Below are 19,864 nucleotides of genomic sequence, written 5' to 3' on the forward strand. Positions count from 1 at the left end.
TCTAATCCTTCATTTCTTTTTTGATTTTGCACTTTAAGCATTCTAGGAATGTACCTTTTTTAAGCTCTTTTATCACTAAAGTTTCGCCACACTCTTCGCATTTTTCTTCACTTGGTTTGTATTTGCTTATAAAATTGCATTTTGGATAAGCACTACAGCCATAAAATTTACCGCGTTTTGAAAAGCGTTCTACGATTTCACCTTTTTGACAACTTGGACAAGTAATACCTGTACCATTAGCTTTAGCTTTTGCGGCAGTATTTTCGCTTTCATTTTTACTTTCACTTTTTAAATTTCTTGAATACTTACATTTTGGGAAATTTAAACACGCTACAAATTCTCCAAAACGCCCTTTTCTAATAGCAAGCTCCCCGCCACAATCAGGACAACTTTCACCTAGTTTTGTGACAGTTTTTTGACTAGCAATTTTTGTTTTTCCTTCTTCGATTTTTCTCATAAAAGGATAGTAAAATTCTTTTAAAGTTTCTTGCCAATCTGCCTTATCTTCAGCGATTTCATCTAAAGTATTTTCAAGGTTTGAAGTAAATTTACTATCTACTATATCGCTAAAATTTTTTTCAAGCACTTCGGTTACATTAAAAGCAACATCACTAGGAATGAGTTGTTTTTTGTCTATTTTTACATAATCACGGCTTGTAAGTATAGAAATTGTTGGTGCATAAGTAGAAGGGCGACCTATGCCTAAACTTTCAAGTTTTTTTACAAGTCCTGCTTCTGAATACCTTGAAGGTGGTTCGGTAAAATGTGAGTTCATTTCTAAATTTTGTATTTTTAAATTTTCACCTATTTTAAGATTTGGTAAAATTTTATCCTTATCCATATCACCATAAACTTTATAATATCCATCAAAAAGGATTTTTCTACCGCTTATTTTAAAAAGTGCTCTATCATTTTTTACAAATACATTTTGAGTTTGAGAGATAGCAGGATTCATCTGACAAGCTAAAAAGCGATTGTAAATAAGTGTGTAAAGTTTTAACTCATCTTTGTCTAAAAATTTGGCCGCAATTTCTGGAGTAAAACTTAAATTTGTAGGGCGTATAGCTTCATGGGCTTCTTGAGCACCTTTAGCCTTTGTAGTATATACATTTGCTTTGCTTGGAAGATAGTCTTTGCCAAAATTTGTTTGTATGAATTTTCTTGCATTTTCTATAGCTTCTTTGGCTAAATTTAAACTATCGGTTCTCATGTAGGTAATAACCCCCATCACGCCTTCATGGGTATTTACTCCCTCATAGAGTTTTTGAGCTATCATCATGGTTTTTTTAGGGTTAAAACCAAGGCGATTGCTAGCACTTTGTTGCAAGGTTGAAGTCATAAAAGGAGGTGGTGGAGCGATTTTTCTTTCTTTGCTTTCAATGTCGCTTATAGCATAAGCTTCATTTTTACAAGCCTCTAGTATAAGCTTAGCACGATCTTTGTTGGTAATGGTAAGTTTTTCTATCTTAGCTTTGTCAAACTCAACCAGTTCTGCATCTAAATCTTTTTGAAAAATCATATCTATACTAAAGTATTCTAGTGGCACAAAAGCACGAATTTCTTTTTCACGATCGACTATGATCTTTAAAGCTGCACTTTGAACACGCCCTGCGCTAAGCCCTCTTTGAATTTTTTGTCCTAATAAGGGGCTGAGTTTATATCCTACAATGCGATCTAAAAGGCGTCTAGTTTGCTGAGCATTTACAGAGTGCATATCTAATTTTCTTGGATTTTTTAAAGCATTTTCTATAGCGTTTTTAGTGATTTCATGAAAAACAATGCGTGGTAAGGTGTTTTCATCTTTTCCTATAGCTTTTGCAATATGATAGGCTATAGCCTCTCCTTCTCTATCCTCATCCGTTGCAAGATAAACTTCTTTGGCATCTTTGGCTTTGCTTTTAAGTTCTTTAACTAAGGCGCTATGATCACTTGTGATTCTATACTCAGGGATAAATTCATCATCTTCTATTTTAATCCCAAAGCTTGATTTAGGCAAATCTCTAATATGTCCTTTAGAAGCGATAACTTCATAATCTTTTCCCAAAAAATTTCCTATGGTTTTAGCTTTTGCAGGAGATTCTACTATGATTAAATTTTTCTTCATTTTGCACCCTTGTTAAATAAAAAGCTGAATTTAGCTAAAAATATTTAAAATTCTACTTATAAAATATATTTTAATCAAGCTAAAATATTTTAAAAACAAAACTATCATAACAAAATAAATAAAATATAATTTTAAGTAATTTTAAATACAAACCATAATTTTTAGAGTATAATAAAGCAAAAAAGGCAAAAATTATGAATGGCAAAACTTATAAATTTCATCCAAATGACACGAAAATGGATAAAAAAATAATTCAAATTACTGAAAAGTCTGGATTTAAAGCGGCTGTGTTTTCTATGGCCGCTATGACTATGCTAGGAAGCGTGGTCATTTCATCTGCTCTGCCTGCTATCAACAGACATTTTGAAGAACTTTTAACCCAAAGTGGCGCTACTCTTGCTTCAAGTTTCACATTAGCCCATCTTGATATACTTGTTCGCTTAGTTTTAACCATCCCTGCTATTTTTGTTGTCATTTTATCTCCATTTGCTGGTATTTTAATAGATAAATTTGGCAAATTAAAATTCATTCTTCCAGCTATGGTGGTTTGGACTATTTCTGGAGTAAGTGGCTTTTTCTTAAATGATATTTATGCTATACTGACTTCAAGAGCTATTTTTGGTATGGCAACTGCTTTTATAATGACAGGTGCTTCGGCTTTACTTGGAGATTATTATAGTCGTGGTGGCTTTAATCGCAGAGAAAATGCTTTAAGTCTTCAAGGATTTTTTTGTGCGGTAGGGGGTGCTGTTTTTATTTCTATTGCAGGATTTGTTTCGAGTTATTCTTGGCGTTATCCTTTTTTAGTATATGGACTTGGAATTTTAATTACCTTAATGGCTATCATTTATCTTTTTGAACCTAGAAAATTTAAATTCTATAATCATACAAAAATAGAAGCAAAAACAAATTATTGGCAATTTTTCCCTATCTATTTTATAGGTTTTTTTATCATGGTAGTTTATTATATTTCGCCAACTCAACTTCCTTACTATATAGAAGAACATTTAGGATTGGATCCTAAATATATAGGTATTTCGATGTCTGTATCTGCACTATGTTATGGTTTTTTCTCTCTAAGCTATAGATATATTATAAAATTCTTAAGTATTAAAACTATCTATGTTTTAACTCTTTTTATCGTATCTTGTTCTTTTTCGCTGCTTTTTTTAGTAGATAGCTTTTTCACAGTTTTAATCGCCTTAGCTTTGCTTGGAATGGGCGGAGGTATTATGCTTGTAAATAATACGGCTTATCTTTTTTCAATCTGTCCTGAAAATGCTCGCGCTAGGGCTTATGGAATTTTAGCAAGTTGTATATTTTTAGGACAATTTTTAAGTCCTATTATCTCTCAACCCATCGTTAGACAAATGGGTCTTGTAGATGCTTTTTTAATATGGTCAATAGTAATTTTTATAGTGTGCATTGTGTTTTTATTTTTAAAGCAAAAACCTAGGATAAATTAATCTTCAAGCATTGCATCTGTTTCCAAAAAGTTTCCAATATTTGATTTAATTTTAAAAATTTTCCAAAATATGGAGCTTGGATATGTTAAAAATTAACAATTTAAATAAGAAATTTGGGAACAATGAAATTTTAAAAAACATCAATCTTGAAATTAAAGAGGGTGAATTTTTAACCTTAGTTGGAGAAAGCGGAAGTGGCAAATCAACTCTTCTGAGAATTATAGCCGGCCTTGAAGAGCCAAGCCAAGGTGAAATTTTAAACCTTAACAATCAAGATATAAGCAAACAAAATCCAAGAGATAGAAATTTTGCTATGGTTTTTCAAAGCTATGCCTTATATCCTCACTTAAGCGTGAGAGAAAATCTTGCTATGCCTATTAAAGCAAGAGCTAAATTTATCCATAAACTTCCTCTGGCTTCTTTTTATATTAAGTCCTATAAAGAGTTTAAAACTCATTTGGAAGAAAAAATTGAACAAGTAGCAACAAAACTTAAAATTACACACCTTTTAGATAAAAAACCCAAACAACTTTCTGGAGGACAATGTCAAAGAGTCGCTCTAGGTAGGGCTATTATAAGAGAACCTAATATATTTTTAATGGATGAACCTTTATCAAATTTGGATGCTAAATTACGCATTCACACAAGAGCTGAATTAAGTGCTATGCATAGAGAATTAAATAAAACCTTTATATATGTCACGCACGATCAAAGCGAAGCTATGACTATGAGCGACAGAATAGCTTTTTTGGTTGATGGTGAGCTTTTGCAAGTTGCAAGCCCTGATGAAATGTATAATAACCCCAACCATTTAAAAGTTGCTCAATTTATAGGAACACCTACAATCAATACCTTATGCGTTGAATTAAAAAGCTATGGTTTTGCTTTAATCAATAAAAACTTATCTAAACATAAAAGTCTAGCCATAAGAGCAGAAAATTGTTTTATAGATCCACATTCACAAATTAAGGCCAAAATTTATAATATTGAAAATATGGGAAATGAATATTTAATTTATACCAAACTCTTAAAAAATGATAATAATTTTATTTTAAGTTTAAATACACAAGAAGGTAAAAAGCTTCAACTAGACTCTGTTGTAGGAATTAACTTTGATTATTCAAAAGCCTTTATCTTTGATGAAGAAGGTAAAAGAATGGATATTAAACTTTATAATTTGAGTTTTGCAGCATGAAAAATTCACTTGCGACTTTTTGTTTTATTTCTCCTGCTGTTTTATTAATGCTTTTATTTTTGATTTTACCTATTATATGGGTAATTATTTTAAGTTTTAGTGACTATCAGCTTGGAAACGGCGATTTTCATTTTGTAGGATTGATTAATTATAAAGCCTTGCTAAAAGATCCTGTTTTTTTCACTTCAGTAAAAAATACTTTAATTTACGCCCTTATTGTTCTACCTTTAAGCGTTTTGGGAGGTTTGGCTTTAGCCTTGCTTATAGAATCTAAAAATAGTGCAAAATCATTTTATAGAGCTGTCTTTTTTCTACCTGTTATGGCAACCTTGATAGCCATGAGCATGGTTTGGGAATATATTTTACATCCGGATATAGGAATTTTTAATAAAATTCTTGCTTTATTTGGGGTTAATACAATCAATTGGCTTTCAAATAAAGACACAGTTTTATATACTCTTGCTGGGATTGGAGTATGGCAACAACTGGGCTATAATATGATCTTATTTACAGCTGGATTAATGAGCATACCTACTTCGGTATATGAAGCAGCAAAACTCGATGGATTAAACAAAACTCAAATTTTATTTAAAATCACCCTACCCTTGCTTTTACCTATTTTATTTTTTGTTTTAATTATAAGTTCTATAAAAGCTTTTCAAGTTTTTGATACCGTTCAGGTTCTAACAAATGGAGGGCCAAATCATTCTAGCGAGGTTTTATTATTTACCATTTATCAAGAAGCTTTTATGTTTTTTAGAACAAATTATGCCTCAGCTATTTCTGTAATATTTTTATTATTTATTTTGATTTTAACTCTTCTTAAAATTAAATTTTTGGATAAAAAGGATTGATTTATGTTTAGAATTTTGCGCCATCTTATTTTGGGTATATTGTCATTATTTTTTATTTTTCCTTTTGTATGGATGGTTATAACTAGTTTTAAACCTGAAAATGAAATTTTTTCCAATGCTTTTCATTTTTTTTCCACAAAATTTTACCCTAATTGAAAACTACACAAAAGCTTTTAAGGAAAATGACTTGTTGCACTTCCTTTTTAATGGATTTTTTGTATGTTTTGCCATTCTATTAATACAAATTATAATCGCTTATCCTTGTGCTTATGCTCTATCCAAATACAAATTTAAAGGACAAAAGTTTTTGCTTGTTATTATAGTGTGCTCTTTGCTTATTCCAACTCAAGCTATTTGCGTTCCTTGGTATATTTTAATGTATTATTTTGAAGTTTTAGATTCATATCTAGCTCTTATTTTGCCTTTTAGCATTTCAGTCTTTGGGATTTTTTTAATTAGGCAATTTATCAATTGTATTCCCAATGATATAATTTATGCAGCAAGAATGGATGGTTTAAATGAATTTAGTATACTTTGCAAAATTATATTACCACTAACCACCCCTGCTTTGATTTCTTTTGGAATTTTTTCCATAGTTGCTCATTGGAATGATTATTTTTGACCTTTAATTGCTGTAAGTTCCCCACAATATTTCACTCCAACCCTTGGAGTAATTTCTTTTAAAAACAATGAAGCAGGTACGGATTATGGAACCTTAATGGCCGCCTCAACAATAGTAGTAGCCCCTCTTATAATAGGTTTTTTACTTGCACAAAAAAGATTTATACAAGGTATTGCCAATACAGGCATAAAATAGCTTGTTAAAACTTATTAGAATTACATTATTCTAATAAGTTTTAACAATTTTAAAGGATTTAAAATGAAAAAAATATTTTTCACCTTAGCTCTTTTTGGAGCTTTAAATTTAGCCCAAGCAAAAACAGAACTTGTTGTTTCTTACGCTTATCCTTGGTTTAAAGATTTGCACGAAAAACTTAAAGAAGATTTTGAAAAACAAAATCCAGACATAGAAATAAGATTTTTAGCACCCGCACAAAACTATGAAGAACAAAGTGCTAGACTTTTAAGAGAAAAAATGATCAACAAACTCCCTGATGTAAGCTTTAACAGCTATAGCTATTACCTACATTGGTAAATAAAAATATTCCTAAAGATTTAACACAAAATCTTATCAATAAAAAAGAATTAGGCTTTAATGATAATGCTTTTAAAGCAACCACTTTAGAAAACAAAATATATGCTATTCCTTTTGCAAGCTCTTTACCTGTTGTATATTATAATATGGATTTAGTCAAACAAGCAGAATGGAATAAAGAACTTCCTAAAACATGGGATGAACTTTTTGATTTAGCTCAAAAAATCAACTCATTAAATGGAAAAAGCGGGGTGTATTTTGGAGAAACAGATACTTGGCTTATATTGGCTTTAAGTCTTGAAAGAGGCGGAAAACTCATTAATGAAAAAGGCAAGGTAGATTTTAACAATAAAGCATGGCAAGAAACTTTTAAACTTTTAAGTGATTTTCACACTTTAGCAAAAATGCCAGCTATAAAACGCTCTGAAGCTATAAGCTCATTTTATGCGGGAAATTTAGGCATACTTATACAAACCTCAGCAGCTCTAACTCAAACAGAAAAAAGCATTAACTTTCCTCTAAAACTTTCTAAATTTCCAGGTGTTCAATCAGGAGGAGAATTACCCGTAGGTGGATCCGTAGTTATGCTAACTAATGATAAAAATAAAGAGGCAGCTTTAAAATATATTCATTTTGTAACAGGGGAAGCCAACGCTTATGTACCTCAATATACAGGTTATATGACTAGCAATTTATTAGCCAATGCAAAATTAAAAGATTTTTATAATAAAAATCCAAATTATACCATTGCTCCTTCTCAAATAGAACTCATGGGAAATTGGCCTTCATTTCCAGGAGATAATGCTCTAAAAGCTACAAATACTTTATGGAATTATGCTGAAAAACTTCTTATGGGAACAAGTACAAATTATGAAGAGATTGCAAAACAAGCCCAAGAAGAAATCAATGCTTTATTACCTTAAAAGGGTATAAGATGATATTTTTTGATTTTGATGGTGTTTTGGTTGATAGTTTAAAACTTTGGGAGCAAGCTTGTCAATTTAGTGCAAAGAAATTGGGTTTTAAAGGAATATTTCCTCAAAAACCTTATGCAAAATTAAATCCTGTTGCTCACAAAGAAATTGGGAGAATTCTAGGTTTTAATCCTTTAGAATTTGAAAAAATAGCGGATGAGTATTTTTTAGAACACATCCATACTTTAGTCTTTTTTGATAAAACAAAAGAATTATTAAAGGATTTGAGTTTAGATTTTAAACTTTCCATATTAAGCGCTAGTAATGAAAATTTAGTTCGAATTCTCCTTGAAAAAGAACAAATTTTGAAATATTTTACCAATCTTCATTGTACAAGCTCAATACCAAAAGCACAGACGCTCAAAAAATTTAAACAAAATCACTCTATCATGATAGGTGATTGTATTAGCGATATAGAAGCTGCACTAGAAGCTGATGTTTATTCTATAGGAGTGCTATGGGGTTGGCAAGATAAAATCATGCTCGAAAAAGCTAATATCTTAGTCAATAATCATGCTCAATTAAAAAATGCTATAAGGAGTTTTTATGAAATTCATCCATTTAACTGATATACACTATGGTGATAAAAAAGAAGCCATTTACTCAAGAGAACCATCAGCTATGATGCGTTTAGCTATAGAAGATATCAATAAAAATCATAGCGATGCTGATTTTGTATTTATAACAGGAGATTTAACTCACAAGGGGAGTTTAGAATCTTACACTCTTTTAAAACAAGATTTAACCAAACTTAACATGCCTTATTATTTGATCTTAGGCAATCATGATGACAGAGCTAATGCATTAGAGATTTTTAATAATTTAAAGCAAGATGAAAATGGTTTTATACAATATGAAATACAATGTAATGACAATAATGTTTTTTTAGTACTAGACACTATAAAACTTAAAAGTCACGGAGGTGAGTATTGTCAAAAACGCCAAATTTGGCTAAAAAATGCCTTAGAGAGAAACCAAAACAAAAATATATTTATTTGCTTACATCATGCTCCTTTTAAAACTGGCCTTAGAGCTATGGATTTTATAGGACTTGATGAAAAACACTCTTTAGAACTTTATAAGCTATTTAACTCATATAAAAATATAAAACACTTATTTTTTGGGCATTATCATAGCACTCTTTGTGGAAGATGGAAAGATATTTCCTTTTCTTCTCTTAAAGGCATCAACCATCAGGTTAAATTTGATTTAAATAGCAATGAAATATTATTAGAATTTAGAAATCCAGAATATGCTGTCGTTTTACTCAATAATGAAGTTTTAAATATTCATTACAATGATTTTACTTTTGATAAAAATTTAATTTTTCATGAAAAATAAATTATCCAAGCAGGAAATTTTTCCTGCTTGGATAATTTTAAATTACAAACCTACCGCACTTAAAGTTTGGTATTTACTCATATAAATTTGAGCTTCAATTTTTCTCATCGTATCAAGTGCTACTTGAACTACAATAAGTACAGAAGTACCGCCAAAATGAAAAGGTACACCCATAAATTTCACCAAAACCCAAGGTAAGGTTGCAACAAGCCCTAAATAAATAGAACCTGATAAAGTTAAACGAGAAGCTACTTCGTTAAGATAACTTGAAGTTCCTTCACCTGGACGAATTCCAGGGATAAAACCACCTTGTTTTTTCAAATTTTCTGCTATATCTTTAGCATTAAATACGATAGAAGCATAAAAATAAGCAAAGAAAATTACAAACAAGAAAGTTAAAACATGAAACAAATAACCATTTGGATTTAAAAAGTCATTAATGGCTTGTAGATAAGGATTTGTACTAGTTTGTAAAATCGTTGTTGGAAACATCAAAATCGCACTAGCAAAAATCGGTGGAATAACCCCACTAAGATTGAGTTTAATAGGAATATAATTCATAATGCGTTTGTTTTGATTTTGCATTACAACTTTACGAGAATAAGAAATAGGAATTCTTCTTTCTCCAAGTTCTACATAAATAATCACGCCTATGGTGATTAAAATCAAAGCAAAAATTGCAAAAGCGGTTAAGAAATTCATCTCGCCTGAATTGATTTGCCCTACAGTTCCTGAAATCGCTCTTGGAATACCTGAAACAATACCTGCAAAAATGATTAAAGAAATACCATTTCCTATACCTCTTTGTGTGATTTGTTCGCCAAGCCACATTAAAAGCATAGTTCCTGCAAGCATAGAAATAGCACAAAGTGCGATAAACATATTTAAATCTTCCACCATTATAGCCCCTGCACCACCACGACCGTGCAAGCTTTGCAAACCTATAGCAACGCCTATACTTTGAACCAAAGTAATCACAATAGTCGCATAACGGATAATTTGCATATATTTTTGCATACTATCACGCTCTTTTTTCATCTTACCAATATTTGGAAAAGTTGCTGCAAGAAGCTCCATAATAATAGAAGCAGTAATATAAGGCATAATACCTAAAGAAATAATAGAAAAGCGTTCAGCCGCTCCACCACTAAAAACATTAAATAAACCCAAAGCATTGTTTTGATTGTTGTTAAAAAATTCCGCAATCACATCAGCATTGACGCCAGGAACTGGCACATAAGCCAGAACCCTATAAGCAAACAAAAATGCTAAGGTGATTAAAATCTTATTCGTCAATGCTCTATTCATTATTTTGATCCGGTGACGCTAATATTCTCGTCTTTGATTTTTAATACTAAGTCTTTTGCACTTGCACCAATTAATTTGATTTTATTCACAGATTTTGAAATTTTGTGAACACTTTTAATGCTATCAAATGTAATTTCACTAAGCTCTTTTACAGCTGTGATTTTTTCAACATTGATCACATAAGGTTTTTGAATTTTAGAAGTAAAACCTACTTTTGGTAGTCTTCTTTGAAGTGGTTGTTGACCCCCTTCAAAACCTCTTTTTTCATTATAACCTTTTCTAGCAGTTTGACCTTTACCCCCTTTAGTAGCAGTCTTACCCATGCCAGAACCTTGACCACGGCCAATTCTTTTAGTTTTATGCGTTGAACCCGCTGCTTTTGTTAAATTCATCTTCTTATCCTTTTAACATTGTTAAAGCTTTGATTGTAGCACGAACCACATTAGCTGAATTATTTGAACCCAAAGACTTGGTTAAGATGTCTTTAATACCTGCAAGTTCCACGATAGGGCGTGTAGAACCACCTGCGATAACTCCTGTACCTTCACTAGCTGGTTTAAGTAAAATTCTACTTGCGTTATATTTTACCTCTACATCGTGAGCGATAGTTGAGCCTTTAGTTTTAACTTCAACGATATTTTTAAACGCATCGTCAACAGCTTTACGGATAGCATCTGGAACTTCCTTAGCCTTACCATAACCAACACCTACTAAACCTTTGCGGTTTCCAACGATAACTAAAGCAGTAAATCTAAATCTTCTACCACCTTTAACAACCTTAGTAACTCTGCCGATATCGACGATTACTTCTTCAAATTCTTCTCTATTATATTTTTCCATCGATTTACCCCTTATAGCCTAATGCCATTTTCTCTTAAAGATTCAGCCAATGCTGCGATAACACCATGATATACATAACCATTTCTATCAAAAACAGCTTGTTCTATCTTTTTAGCTTTTAAAGTTTTAGCAAATTCAGCAGCGATTTTTTTAGCACCTTCTTTATTTGCTTTAACGCCAAGTTTGCGTCCATCAACTGCTGCTAAAGTTACAGCTTTTACATCATCAATCGCTTGGATATATAGAGTTCTGTTCGATTTAAATACAGAAATTCTTGGAAAATTTTCACAACCTGAAATTTTCGCTCTAATTCTTTTTTTTCTTTTGATTCTTAAAGTTAGTTTTCTTTTTAATACATTTGCTCTCATATTCTACCCTTACTTCTTAGATGTCTTACCAGCTTTGCGGATAATGCGTTCATCAGAATACTTAACGCCTTTTCCTTTATATGGCTCTGGCGGTCTAAATTCACGAATTTGAGCAGCAACTTGACCTACAACTTGTTTATCACTTCCTTTAACTGCAATAGTATTTTTATCCACTACAATTTCAATTCCTTCTGGAATATCATAATTAATAGGATGAGAAAAACCAAGGCTTAGTTCTAAAACTTTACCTTTTAAAGCTGCTTTATAACCAACTCCATTGATTTCAAGAGTTTTTGAAAAACCTTGAGTTAAACCTACAACGATATTGTAAGCTAAAGCTCTGTAAGTTCCCCAATAAGCTCTACTTTGTCTGTCTTCACCTTTTGGAGAAAAAAGAATATTATTATCTTTAATCTCAACATTTACATTTGCTTTAGTATCAAGTTCTTTTGCTAAATTTCCTTTTTTAAATTTAAGCAAATTTCCTTCTAATTTTACTTCTACTCCTGCTGGAATAGCAATCGGTTGTTTACCTATACGAGACATATTTTTCCTTTTTATTTGTCTAGGATATTTCTACTTTTTTAAAAGAATGGATACCCAATGCCATAAAAAGCAGATTTTTTACCAAATGGTACATAAAATTTCGCCGCCAACACCTGCTTTATAAGCTTCATCATTAGCTAAAACACCATGACTTGTGCTAACTACGATAGTACCATAACCATTTTTAAAACGCTTGATTTCATCTTTACCTTTATAAACACGACGACCAGGCTTAGAAATTCTTTTAAGCTCATTGATAACACTCTTACCTTTTTCATCGTATTTTAAAACTACATTGATAAATTTCTTTTTATCTTCTTCAATAACATTAAAACTCTCAATATAGCCCTTAGCTTGAAAAATTCCAACTAAAGCTTCTACAACTTTAGAATGTAAAAGCTTGGTTGTTTCAAGCTTTCTCATTCCTGCATTTCTGATACGAGTGAGTGAATCTGAAATAATATCATTTATCATATTTTATCCTTACCAACTTGCTTTCTTAAGACCTGGAATCAAACCTTCGTTACCCATTTTTCTTAAGCAAACTCTGCAAATTCCAAAATCTCTATAAACCGAATGCGGACGCCCACAAATTTGGCATCTTGTATAAGCTCTAACCTTAAATTTAGGCTTGCGTGCCGCTTTTGCAATCATTGATTTTTTAGCCATCTTACTTTCCTTTTGTAAATGGCACACCGATAAGTTCTAATAACTTTTGTGCCTGTTTATCATTTTGTGCTGTTGTAACTATAGAAATGTTCATACCATGAGTTCTTAAAATTTTATCATACTCCACTTCTGGGAACATCAACTGCTCATCAAGACCGAAGTTATAGTTTCCGCGTCCATCAAAACCATCTCTACTTAAACCTCTAAAGTCTTTCACCCTTGGCAAAGCAATAGAAATTAATTTATCAAGAAAAGCATACATATTTTCTTTTCTTAAAGTTACCATTACACCCACAGGAAAACCTTCGCGAACTTTAAATCCTGCGACTGATTTTTTAGCTTTAGTAATCACAGCCTTTTGTCCTGCAATTAAAGAAATAGTATCTGCAACATTTTGCAATACTTTTTGATCTTTAGCCAACTCACCAGCACCTACGCTGATAACTACTTTTTCGATCACAGGGATAAGCATAGGATTTTTAATATCAAATTCTTTAACCAATGCAGGTTTAATGCTTTGATTGTATTTTTCTTTTAATCTCATCATCGCTTACTCCTGAACTTTTGCCACATTGGAAATATCCATTGGCATTTCTTTATTGATAAAACCACCATTTGGGTTTTTCTCGCTCGGCTTAATAGCTTTTTTAGCGATTTTGCATCCTTCAACTACCACTTTAAGTGTTTTTGGATATACCGCTAAAACTTTACCTGTTTTACCTTTATCATCACCTGTGATAACCTTAACGCTATCACCTTTTTTGATTTTTAATTTAACCGCCATTATAATACCTCCGGTGCTAGTGAAACGATTTTCATAAAGCCACCATATCTAACTTCTCTGCCCACTGGCCCAAAGATACGAGTTCCGATAGGCTCTCTTTTGTTATCAAGAATAACCGCAGCATTTTCATCAAAACGAATCAAAGAACCATTATCTCTATGAATTTCTTTTTTAGTTCTAACGATAACCGCTTTTACCACTTGACCTTTTTTAACTTTTCCATTTGGTAAAGCTTTTTTAACAGATGCAACGATTACATCACCTACGGTAGCGTATCTTCTTTTACTACCCCCTAAAACCTTGATACACATTAATTCTTTTGCACCGCTATTGTCAGCAACTGCAAGTCTTGTAAAACTTTGAATCATTACTCAACTCCTGTAGCTAATACAGATTTTAAGCGAAATGATTTTCTTTTTGAAAGTGGTCTGCATTCTACTGCAACAACAGTATCACCAACTTTAACTTCATTTCTCTCATCATGAATTAGATATTTTTTAAAGCGTTTAACAATTTTTCTATATCTTGGATGAACCACTTTTCTTTCAACCAAAACACTTGCGGTTTTTTCACCAGCGATTTTAACAACAACGCCTTGAATTTCTCTTTTAAATGCCATTTTCTATCCTTATCTTAAAGCGTTAATTGCTGTATTTATTCTAGCAATGTCTTTTTTTACTTGGCTAATCTCTTTTGGATTAGTAAGTTGCATTGTTTTTAGCTTTTGTTTTAAAGTGAATAAAAGCACCTTTTTTTCTTTTAGCATTGTTGCAAGCTCAGCTGCTGTTTTATCTTTAATCTCAGTATATTTCATTTTGGCTCTCTCTTGTAACAAACTTAGTTTTAAATGGAAGTTTATGCATAGCTAAAGTCAATGCTTCTCTTGCCATTTCTTCGCTTACTCCTGCCATTTCATAAATGATACGGCCTGGCTTGATATTCATTACCCATTCTTCAACAGCACCTTTACCTTTACCCATACGAGTTTCTAAAGGTTTTTTTGTCAAAGGCTTATCTGGGAAAACTCTAATCCAAGTTTTTCCTTGTCTTTTAACAAAACGAGTTAAAGCGATACGTGCTGCTTCGATTTGGCGTGAGTTAATGCGTCCTGCTTCAGTTGCTTTTAATGCAAATTCACCAAAAGTAAATTCTGTTCCACGATTAGCATAACCTCTGTTACGCCCTTTCATCATTTTGCGATATTTAGTTCTTTTTGGCATTAACATGATTATTTACCCCTTCTTGTGCGTCTTGGCTTTTTAGCTGGAGCACTTTCTTCAGTTTTTTCAGGTTGCATACCTTTGTGTAATACTTCACCTTTAAAGATCCATACTTTAACCCCTATGTTTCCATAAGTAGTTCTAGCTTCTGCAAAACCATAATCGATTTTTGCTCTTAAAGTATGAAGTGGAACGCGTCCTTCAAGATACCATTCTGTTCTTGCCATTTCAGCACCACCTAAACGACCAGAAACTGAAACTTTAATCCCTTTAGCACCTGCTTTTTGCGCACCTTGAATTACTTTTTTCATCGCTCTTCTAAAAGCAATTCTTTTTTCAAGTTGAGTTGCAACACTTTCAGCAGCAAGTTGAGCTGAAGCTCCTACTTTTCTTTCTTCTTTGATATTGATATTTACATCTTTACCGATTAAATCTTGCAATTCTTTTCTTAAATTATCAACATCACTACCTTTTTTACCGATGATGATACCTGGTCTTGCAGCAACTACAGTAACGCGAAGTTTTTTAGCAGTTCTTTCTACTAAAATTTGACTGATTCCTGCGTAATAAAGTTTTCTTTTTAAGAAAGCTCTGATTTTGTAATCTTCACCGATATTTTCTACTAAATTTGCTTTAGTCGGAAACCATCTTGATTCCCAGTTTCTATTGATTCCTAGTCTTAGACCAATTGGATTAACTTTTTGTCCCATTAGCTTTCCTTTTTCGCTGTTGCTTTTTTAGTGCTTGTTGTTTTTTTAGCTGGAGCTTTTGTTGTAGTAGTTTTTTTAGCTGCTGGAGCTTTTTTAGCTACTGTTTTTTTCTCTTCAGCTTTCACTTCTGCTTTTGCCACTTCTACTAAAATATGTGAAGTTGGTTTTCTAATACGACTTGCACTTCCTCTAGCTCTTGGTCTAAATCTTTTTAATACCGCAGCTGCATCCACACGACAACTTTTTACAATCACTTCATTTGCTTCAAAGCCGCCATTTGCTACCGCACTTGAAATTGCATTTGCGATGTATTTTGCACCTTTATTTGGCATAAATTTTAAACTAGCCATAGCTAATTCTGCATTCATCCCCTGAACTTCTCTAGCAATCAATCTTGCTTTAGTTGGAGATAATCTTATGAATTTAATTAATGCTTTACTCATATCTTATCCCTTACTTACCAATTTTCTTTTGCACAGAGCCTTTATGCCCTTTGAATGTGCGTGTTGGAGCAAATTCACCAAGTTTATAACCGATGTGATTTTCAGTAATATAAACCGGAATGAAGCTTTTACCATTATGAACATTAAATGTAAGTCCTATCATATCAGGAGTAATTGTGCTTCTTCTTGACCAAGTTTTAATTGGTTTATTATCATTAGCCTTTTTAGCAGCGATGACTTTTTTCATTACATGATCATCAACAAAAGGACCTTTTTTTAGTGATCTAGCCATCTTACTTTCCTTTTCTTCTTGAAATTATTAGCTTATCGCTAGCTTTTTTACGACGAGTTTTCGCACCTTTAGTTGGTTTACCCCATGGAGTTACTGGATGACGGCCTGAATTTTTCTTACCTTCACCCCCACCGTGCGGGTGATCTACTGGGTTCATAGCAGAACCACGAGTTTGTGGACGGATACCTCTATGGCGATTTCTACCTGCTTTACCGATAGTTACGTTAGCCCATTCTTCATTTCCAACTTCGCCGATACTTGCCATACATTCAGCTAAAACTTGTCTCATTTCGCCACTTGCAAGTCTTAAAATAACATATTTTTCTTCTTTACCCATAAGTTGTGCATAAGCACCCGCAGAACGGATCATTTGACCGCCTTTACCTGGTTTTAACTCAACATTATGAACAATAGTACCCACAGGAATATTTTTAAGTTTCATTGCATTACCTGGTTTAATATCAAGTCCGCTTTCAGCAGCTGCAACGATATCTCCAACGCTTAATCCACGTGGTTGAAGAATATATCTTTTTTCCCCATCTTTATAAGCAATCAAAGCAATTCTACAATTTCTATATGGATCATACTCGATCGCTTCTACTTTGCCTTCTATACCGAATTTACGACGTTTAAAATCAATAATTCTGTAAAGTTTTTTAGCACCCGCTTCTTTATGACGACTTGTAATTCTTCCATAGCTGTTACGACCCGCGTGTGCTGGAAGTTTAACAAGTAGTGAGCGTACACTTGGTTTAGCTGTAATATCTTCAGAACTTAAACCTGTGATATATCTTCTACTTGGAGTATATGGTTTATAAGTTTTAATTGCCATCTTAAGCCTCCGTATTTTCTAAGCTAACACCTTCAGGTAGCTTAACATAGAATTTTTTGTAATCGTTTCTTTGACCTAAACGACCTCTAAAACGCTTAACTTTTCCATCCATTCTTAATGAATTGATGCTTTTTGGAGTTACACCAAAATACTCTTTTAAAACCGCTTTTAAGCCTGTTTTAGTCATCTTTGGTGAAGTTTGAATAACTACGACACCTTGCTCTTGCAAATTCAAACTTTTTTCTGTGTAAAGTATAGTCTTTATATCAGTAATATCTGCCATAATTATCCCTCTTTTGTAATAGATTCTAACGCTGATTTTTCTATGATAACAGCATTAAATACAGATACTAAATAAGCATTTACTTCGCTTACATCAACTACATAGCAATTTGCTAAATTTCTGTAAGCTAAAAGTGTTTTTTCATCTAGTAAATCTTTAACGATTAAAGCATCTTTGACGCCAAGTTTTTTAATCACAGCGTTTGCATCTTTTGTTTTACCACTTTCAATAGCCAAAGAATCAGCAGTAAATAACGCACCTTTAGCTGCTTTATCTGCTAAAGCTCTTTCAAGCGCCAATCTTTTTTGTTTTTTATTTACTTTTTGGAAGTAGTTTCTTTCATTTGTTGGACCAAAAGCAACCGCACCGCCTACCCAAACGTTAGTTCTTGTTGAACCCGCTCTAGCACCGCCACGACCTTTTTGTCTCCAAGGTTTTTTACCACCACCACTTACATCACTTCTACCTTTAGTATGAGCTGTATTTGCTCTTAAACTTGCAAGGTAAGATTTTACATACAAGTAAAGATTGTGTGGATTTACTTCCGCATATTTTGAAGGTAAATCAAGTTCACCTGCTTTTTCTAATTTATCATTTAAAACAACTACTTTACTCATTTTGCAATCCTTATTTTACCCATAGCACCATTATAACCTGGTACTGCACCTTTAACTACTAAAATTTTGTTTTCAGCATCATAAGATACAACTTCGTTTTTAACGGTTACTTTAGTATTTCCATAATGTCCTGCCATTTTCATACCTGGTTGAACACGACCTGGCCATTCTCTATTACCAATAGATCCGTGGCGTCTGTGAAATCTAGAACCGTGACTTGCTGGACCCCCTGCGAAGTTATGTCTTTTCATAACACCGCTATAACCTCTACCTTTAGTGTTAAAGCTTACTTTTAAAATTTTTGCTTCATTTAATGGAGTTTCATCTAAATCTCCTGCTTCAGTGTTTGCTACTTCTAAAGTCGCAAATCTATTGTATTCTGCAGAAAGATTATACTTTTTTTGTTGTCCTGCGACACATTTATTACTTGCTTTACCTTTTGGATATGCTACTAAAGCCTTTCCGCCTTCAACTTCACATACTTTTGCATTTACAACTCTTAGTAAAGTTACAGCGATACTTGGATTAGTAATTGTTCTGCTCATTCCGATTTTTTCTACAATATATTCCATATCTTATCCTTACTTACCCATAGCTCTTACTTCAACGCTTACTTCTGGCGCTAAATCAAGCTTAGTTAAAGAATCAACTGTATCTGGAGTCGCTGCTACTATATCTAGCATACGCGCGTGAATTCTTATTTCAAACTGCTCACGAGAATCTTTGTTAATGTGTGGAGATTTTAAAACTGTATAGCGTTTGATTTTAGTAGGCATTGGTATCGGACCTCTGATATCCGCACCTGTTCTTTTAACAGCTTCTACGATTGCTGCAACTGTTCTGTCTAGTACTCGATGGTCATAAGCTTTTAGCTTAAGCCTAATTCTTTCCATAATATTTCCTTTAAAAAGAACTCGTTAGTTAAAAACTAACCAATTTATAAAAATTGAAATGAGAGTATATAAAATCTTGTTTTCAAAGTCAAGGAATTTGATGAAATTTTTCTATTATTTTCCTTTTAAAAAGGATAAAAATAGAATTTTTAGAATTTAAAAATTATCATTATTTTTTAAATTTTTGTATATAATGGTCAATATCTTATTTCATTAAATTTTAAAAAATCTCTTAATTTTTCATATTCTCCATTTTCCAAATAGCGATGTTTTCCTGCCTTCAACATACCAAGATCTAAAGCCCCAAAAGCAACACGCTTAAGATCCATGACTTCAAGATCAAAATGTCCAAAAAAGCGTCTAAGCTCTCTATTTTTACCTTCATTTATAACCACTCTAAGCTTAGTATAACCTCCACTTGATCCAAAAATTTCAAAGTCTATAAAAGGAGCAAAACTCATAGAGGTAATTTTAGTTTTTGCATGTGCGCCTTTTTTTTCATTTTTAATCTCAAGTCCATTTTGCATGGCTTCGATGACTTGTTTGCTCACCGTGCCTTTAACTTTAAGGTAGTATTCTCTTTCTAAATCGCTATGCATTAAAGCATCGGCAATCACAGGAGAATCTGTAAGCAAAAGCAAGCCCTCGCTTGCATAATCCAATCTACCTACGCTAAGCCAAGTACTAAATTGTCTTGGCAAGGTATCGTATATAGTTTTTCTTCCACGATCGTCTTTTTTACTGACAATTTCACCTTTTTGTTTATGGTAGATTATCACGCTAAATTGCGTTCTTTTTTGCACTCTTTTACCTTTAACAAAAACTTTATCATCAAATTTAACTTCATCGCTTAAAAGGGCAATTTTGTTGTTTATTTTTACTAAGCCTTGTTTGATAAGTTCATCAGCTTCACGGCGTGAATAACGAGTGTTATGGGATATAAATTTATTAATTCTCATTTGATCTTCC

Annotated in this window: 31 protein-coding genes; 8 read left to right on the plus strand and 23 right to left on the minus strand. The window is 32.6% G+C overall.

Annotation, left to right across the window (positions count from 1 at the left end):
• Position 1: 1 nt before the first annotated feature.
• Positions 2 to 2,104, minus strand: coding sequence for a type I DNA topoisomerase (topA, locus tag SR63_RS08090; protein WP_002877023.1), 2,103 nt, complete (start codon positions 2,102 to 2,104; stop codon positions 2 to 4).
• Positions 2,105 to 2,298: 194 nt separating this feature from the next.
• Here topA and SR63_RS08095 point away from each other — a divergent pair, with 194 nt between their 5' ends.
• The 8 genes from SR63_RS08095 (at position 2,299) to SR63_RS08130 (ending at position 9,090) form a co-directional block, all read left to right on the plus strand.
• On the plus strand, positions 2,299 to 3,570 hold the full coding sequence (locus SR63_RS08095) for an MFS transporter (RefSeq protein ID WP_002877021.1): 1,272 nt from the start codon (positions 2,299 to 2,301) through the stop codon (positions 3,568 to 3,570).
• 82 nt (positions 3,571 to 3,652) lie between these two features.
• Positions 3,653 to 4,765 (plus strand): ABC transporter ATP-binding protein, encoded by a 1,113-nt coding sequence (locus tag SR63_RS08100; protein ID WP_002866826.1) that lies wholly within the window; start codon positions 3,653 to 3,655, stop codon positions 4,763 to 4,765.
• Positions 4,762 to 5,619: a carbohydrate ABC transporter permease gene (locus SR63_RS08105; protein ID WP_002866825.1), complete on the plus strand. Its 858-nt coding sequence runs from the start codon at positions 4,762 to 4,764 to the stop codon at positions 5,617 to 5,619. Before SR63_RS08100 ends, SR63_RS08105 begins: the two co-directional genes overlap by 4 nt.
• A gap of 307 nt (positions 5,620 to 5,926) precedes the next feature.
• Positions 5,927 to 6,241: an ABC transporter permease subunit gene (locus SR63_RS08650; RefSeq protein ID WP_250540819.1), complete on the plus strand. Its 315-nt coding sequence runs from the start codon at positions 5,927 to 5,929 to the stop codon at positions 6,239 to 6,241.
• A 258-nt stretch (positions 6,242 to 6,499) separates the two neighbouring features.
• Positions 6,500 to 6,775 (plus strand): hypothetical protein, encoded by a 276-nt coding sequence (locus tag SR63_RS08115; RefSeq protein WP_002866823.1) that lies wholly within the window; start codon positions 6,500 to 6,502, stop codon positions 6,773 to 6,775.
• Positions 6,769 to 7,698 carry an extracellular solute-binding protein gene (locus SR63_RS08120; protein ID WP_012006800.1) on the plus strand — a complete coding sequence of 310 codons (930 nt, stop codon included), beginning with the start codon at positions 6,769 to 6,771 and terminating at the stop codon, positions 7,696 to 7,698. The genes SR63_RS08115 and SR63_RS08120 overlap by 7 nt, the downstream gene beginning before the upstream one ends.
• Positions 7,699 to 7,709: 11 nt before the next feature.
• Positions 7,710 to 8,318: an HAD family hydrolase gene (locus SR63_RS08125; protein WP_002866821.1), complete on the plus strand. Its 609-nt coding sequence runs from the start codon at positions 7,710 to 7,712 to the stop codon at positions 8,316 to 8,318.
• Positions 8,296 to 9,090 (plus strand): phosphodiesterase, encoded by a 795-nt coding sequence (locus SR63_RS08130; RefSeq protein ID WP_002866820.1) that lies wholly within the window; start codon positions 8,296 to 8,298, stop codon positions 9,088 to 9,090. Before SR63_RS08125 ends, SR63_RS08130 begins: the two co-directional genes overlap by 23 nt.
• A gap of 42 nt (positions 9,091 to 9,132) precedes the next feature.
• On the opposite strand, the gene secY is transcribed toward SR63_RS08130, so the two are convergent.
• The 22 genes from secY to SR63_RS08240 all read right to left on the minus strand — a co-directional run bounded on the left by secY (position 9,133) and on the right by SR63_RS08240 (position 19,854).
• Positions 9,133 to 10,398: a preprotein translocase subunit SecY gene (gene secY / locus SR63_RS08135; protein ID WP_002866819.1), complete on the minus strand. Its 1,266-nt coding sequence runs from the start codon at positions 10,396 to 10,398 to the stop codon at positions 9,133 to 9,135.
• Positions 10,398 to 10,790 carry a 50S ribosomal protein L15 gene (rplO, locus tag SR63_RS08140; protein WP_147498424.1) on the minus strand — a complete coding sequence of 131 codons (393 nt, stop codon included), beginning with the start codon at positions 10,788 to 10,790 and terminating at the stop codon, positions 10,398 to 10,400. Before rplO ends, secY begins: the two co-directional genes overlap by 1 nt.
• Positions 10,791 to 10,794: 4 nt before the next feature.
• Positions 10,795 to 11,238 carry a 30S ribosomal protein S5 gene (rpsE, locus tag SR63_RS08145; protein ID WP_002779428.1) on the minus strand — a complete coding sequence of 148 codons (444 nt, stop codon included), beginning with the start codon at positions 11,236 to 11,238 and terminating at the stop codon, positions 10,795 to 10,797.
• A gap of 11 nt (positions 11,239 to 11,249) precedes the next feature.
• Positions 11,250 to 11,606 carry a 50S ribosomal protein L18 gene (gene rplR / locus SR63_RS08150; protein WP_002785535.1) on the minus strand — a complete coding sequence of 119 codons (357 nt, stop codon included), beginning with the start codon at positions 11,604 to 11,606 and terminating at the stop codon, positions 11,250 to 11,252.
• A gap of 9 nt (positions 11,607 to 11,615) precedes the next feature.
• Positions 11,616 to 12,152 (minus strand): 50S ribosomal protein L6, encoded by a 537-nt coding sequence (rplF, locus tag SR63_RS08155; protein WP_002851302.1) that lies wholly within the window; start codon positions 12,150 to 12,152, stop codon positions 11,616 to 11,618.
• 78 nt (positions 12,153 to 12,230) lie between these two features.
• Positions 12,231 to 12,626 (minus strand): 30S ribosomal protein S8, encoded by a 396-nt coding sequence (gene rpsH, locus SR63_RS08160; protein WP_002851353.1) that lies wholly within the window; start codon positions 12,624 to 12,626, stop codon positions 12,231 to 12,233.
• A 9-nt stretch (positions 12,627 to 12,635) separates the two neighbouring features.
• The gene (locus SR63_RS08165) at positions 12,636 to 12,821 is read right to left on the minus strand and encodes a type Z 30S ribosomal protein S14 (protein ID WP_002851478.1); all 186 of its coding nucleotides are present in this window, start codon (positions 12,819 to 12,821) and stop codon (positions 12,636 to 12,638) included.
• A 1-nt stretch (position 12,822) separates the two neighbouring features.
• Positions 12,823 to 13,368, minus strand: a complete 546-nt coding sequence (rplE, locus tag SR63_RS08170) for a 50S ribosomal protein L5 (RefSeq protein WP_002851453.1) — start codon at positions 13,366 to 13,368, stop codon at positions 12,823 to 12,825.
• Between the two features lie 3 nt (positions 13,369 to 13,371).
• Complete coding sequence (rplX, locus tag SR63_RS08175; RefSeq protein WP_002779437.1) at positions 13,372 to 13,605, minus strand: 50S ribosomal protein L24; 234 nt, start codon at positions 13,603 to 13,605, stop codon at positions 13,372 to 13,374.
• A complete protein-coding gene (rplN, locus tag SR63_RS08180; protein ID WP_002779438.1) occupies positions 13,605 to 13,973 on the minus strand; it encodes a 50S ribosomal protein L14 in 369 nt (122 codons plus the stop codon). Before rplN ends, rplX begins: the two co-directional genes overlap by 1 nt.
• Complete coding sequence (rpsQ, locus tag SR63_RS08185) at positions 13,973 to 14,224, minus strand: 30S ribosomal protein S17 (RefSeq protein WP_002851549.1); 252 nt, start codon at positions 14,222 to 14,224, stop codon at positions 13,973 to 13,975. Before rpsQ ends, rplN begins: the two co-directional genes overlap by 1 nt.
• Positions 14,225 to 14,233: 9 nt before the next feature.
• Positions 14,234 to 14,419: a 50S ribosomal protein L29 gene (gene rpmC / locus SR63_RS08190; protein WP_002851566.1), complete on the minus strand. Its 186-nt coding sequence runs from the start codon at positions 14,417 to 14,419 to the stop codon at positions 14,234 to 14,236.
• Positions 14,406 to 14,831 carry a 50S ribosomal protein L16 gene (gene rplP / locus SR63_RS08195; protein WP_002779441.1) on the minus strand — a complete coding sequence of 142 codons (426 nt, stop codon included), beginning with the start codon at positions 14,829 to 14,831 and terminating at the stop codon, positions 14,406 to 14,408. Before rplP ends, rpmC begins: the two co-directional genes overlap by 14 nt.
• 2 nt (positions 14,832 to 14,833) lie before the next feature.
• Positions 14,834 to 15,535: a 30S ribosomal protein S3 gene (rpsC, locus tag SR63_RS08200; protein ID WP_002877013.1), complete on the minus strand. Its 702-nt coding sequence runs from the start codon at positions 15,533 to 15,535 to the stop codon at positions 14,834 to 14,836.
• Positions 15,535 to 15,978 (minus strand): 50S ribosomal protein L22, encoded by a 444-nt coding sequence (gene rplV, locus SR63_RS08205; protein ID WP_002877012.1) that lies wholly within the window; start codon positions 15,976 to 15,978, stop codon positions 15,535 to 15,537. Before rplV ends, rpsC begins: the two co-directional genes overlap by 1 nt.
• Before the next feature lie 10 nt (positions 15,979 to 15,988).
• Positions 15,989 to 16,270: a 30S ribosomal protein S19 gene (rpsS, locus tag SR63_RS08210; protein ID WP_002851509.1), complete on the minus strand. Its 282-nt coding sequence runs from the start codon at positions 16,268 to 16,270 to the stop codon at positions 15,989 to 15,991.
• 1 nt (position 16,271) lies between these two features.
• The gene (gene rplB, locus SR63_RS08215) at positions 16,272 to 17,102 is read right to left on the minus strand and encodes a 50S ribosomal protein L2 (protein ID WP_002825501.1); all 831 of its coding nucleotides are present in this window, start codon (positions 17,100 to 17,102) and stop codon (positions 16,272 to 16,274) included.
• 1 nt (position 17,103) lies between these two features.
• The gene (locus tag SR63_RS08220) at positions 17,104 to 17,385 is read right to left on the minus strand and encodes a 50S ribosomal protein L23 (RefSeq protein ID WP_002856384.1); all 282 of its coding nucleotides are present in this window, start codon (positions 17,383 to 17,385) and stop codon (positions 17,104 to 17,106) included.
• Positions 17,386 to 17,387: 2 nt separating this feature from the next.
• Positions 17,388 to 18,002, minus strand: a complete 615-nt coding sequence (gene rplD / locus SR63_RS08225; protein WP_002866817.1) for a 50S ribosomal protein L4 — start codon at positions 18,000 to 18,002, stop codon at positions 17,388 to 17,390.
• Complete coding sequence (gene rplC / locus SR63_RS08230; protein ID WP_002779987.1) at positions 17,999 to 18,574, minus strand: 50S ribosomal protein L3; 576 nt, start codon at positions 18,572 to 18,574, stop codon at positions 17,999 to 18,001. Before rplC ends, rplD begins: the two co-directional genes overlap by 4 nt.
• Before the next feature lie 9 nt (positions 18,575 to 18,583).
• Complete coding sequence (gene rpsJ / locus SR63_RS08235) at positions 18,584 to 18,895, minus strand: 30S ribosomal protein S10 (RefSeq protein ID WP_002779353.1); 312 nt, start codon at positions 18,893 to 18,895, stop codon at positions 18,584 to 18,586.
• 197 nt (positions 18,896 to 19,092) lie between these two features.
• Positions 19,093 to 19,854 carry a pseudouridine synthase gene (locus SR63_RS08240; protein ID WP_002853086.1) on the minus strand — a complete coding sequence of 254 codons (762 nt, stop codon included), beginning with the start codon at positions 19,852 to 19,854 and terminating at the stop codon, positions 19,093 to 19,095.
• Positions 19,855 to 19,864: the final 10 nt, after the last annotated feature.

It is taken from the genome of Campylobacter sp. 2014D-0259 (genome assembly GCF_008000505.1).
GTDB lineage: Bacteria > Campylobacterota > Campylobacteria > Campylobacterales > Campylobacteraceae > Campylobacter_D > Campylobacter_D jejuni.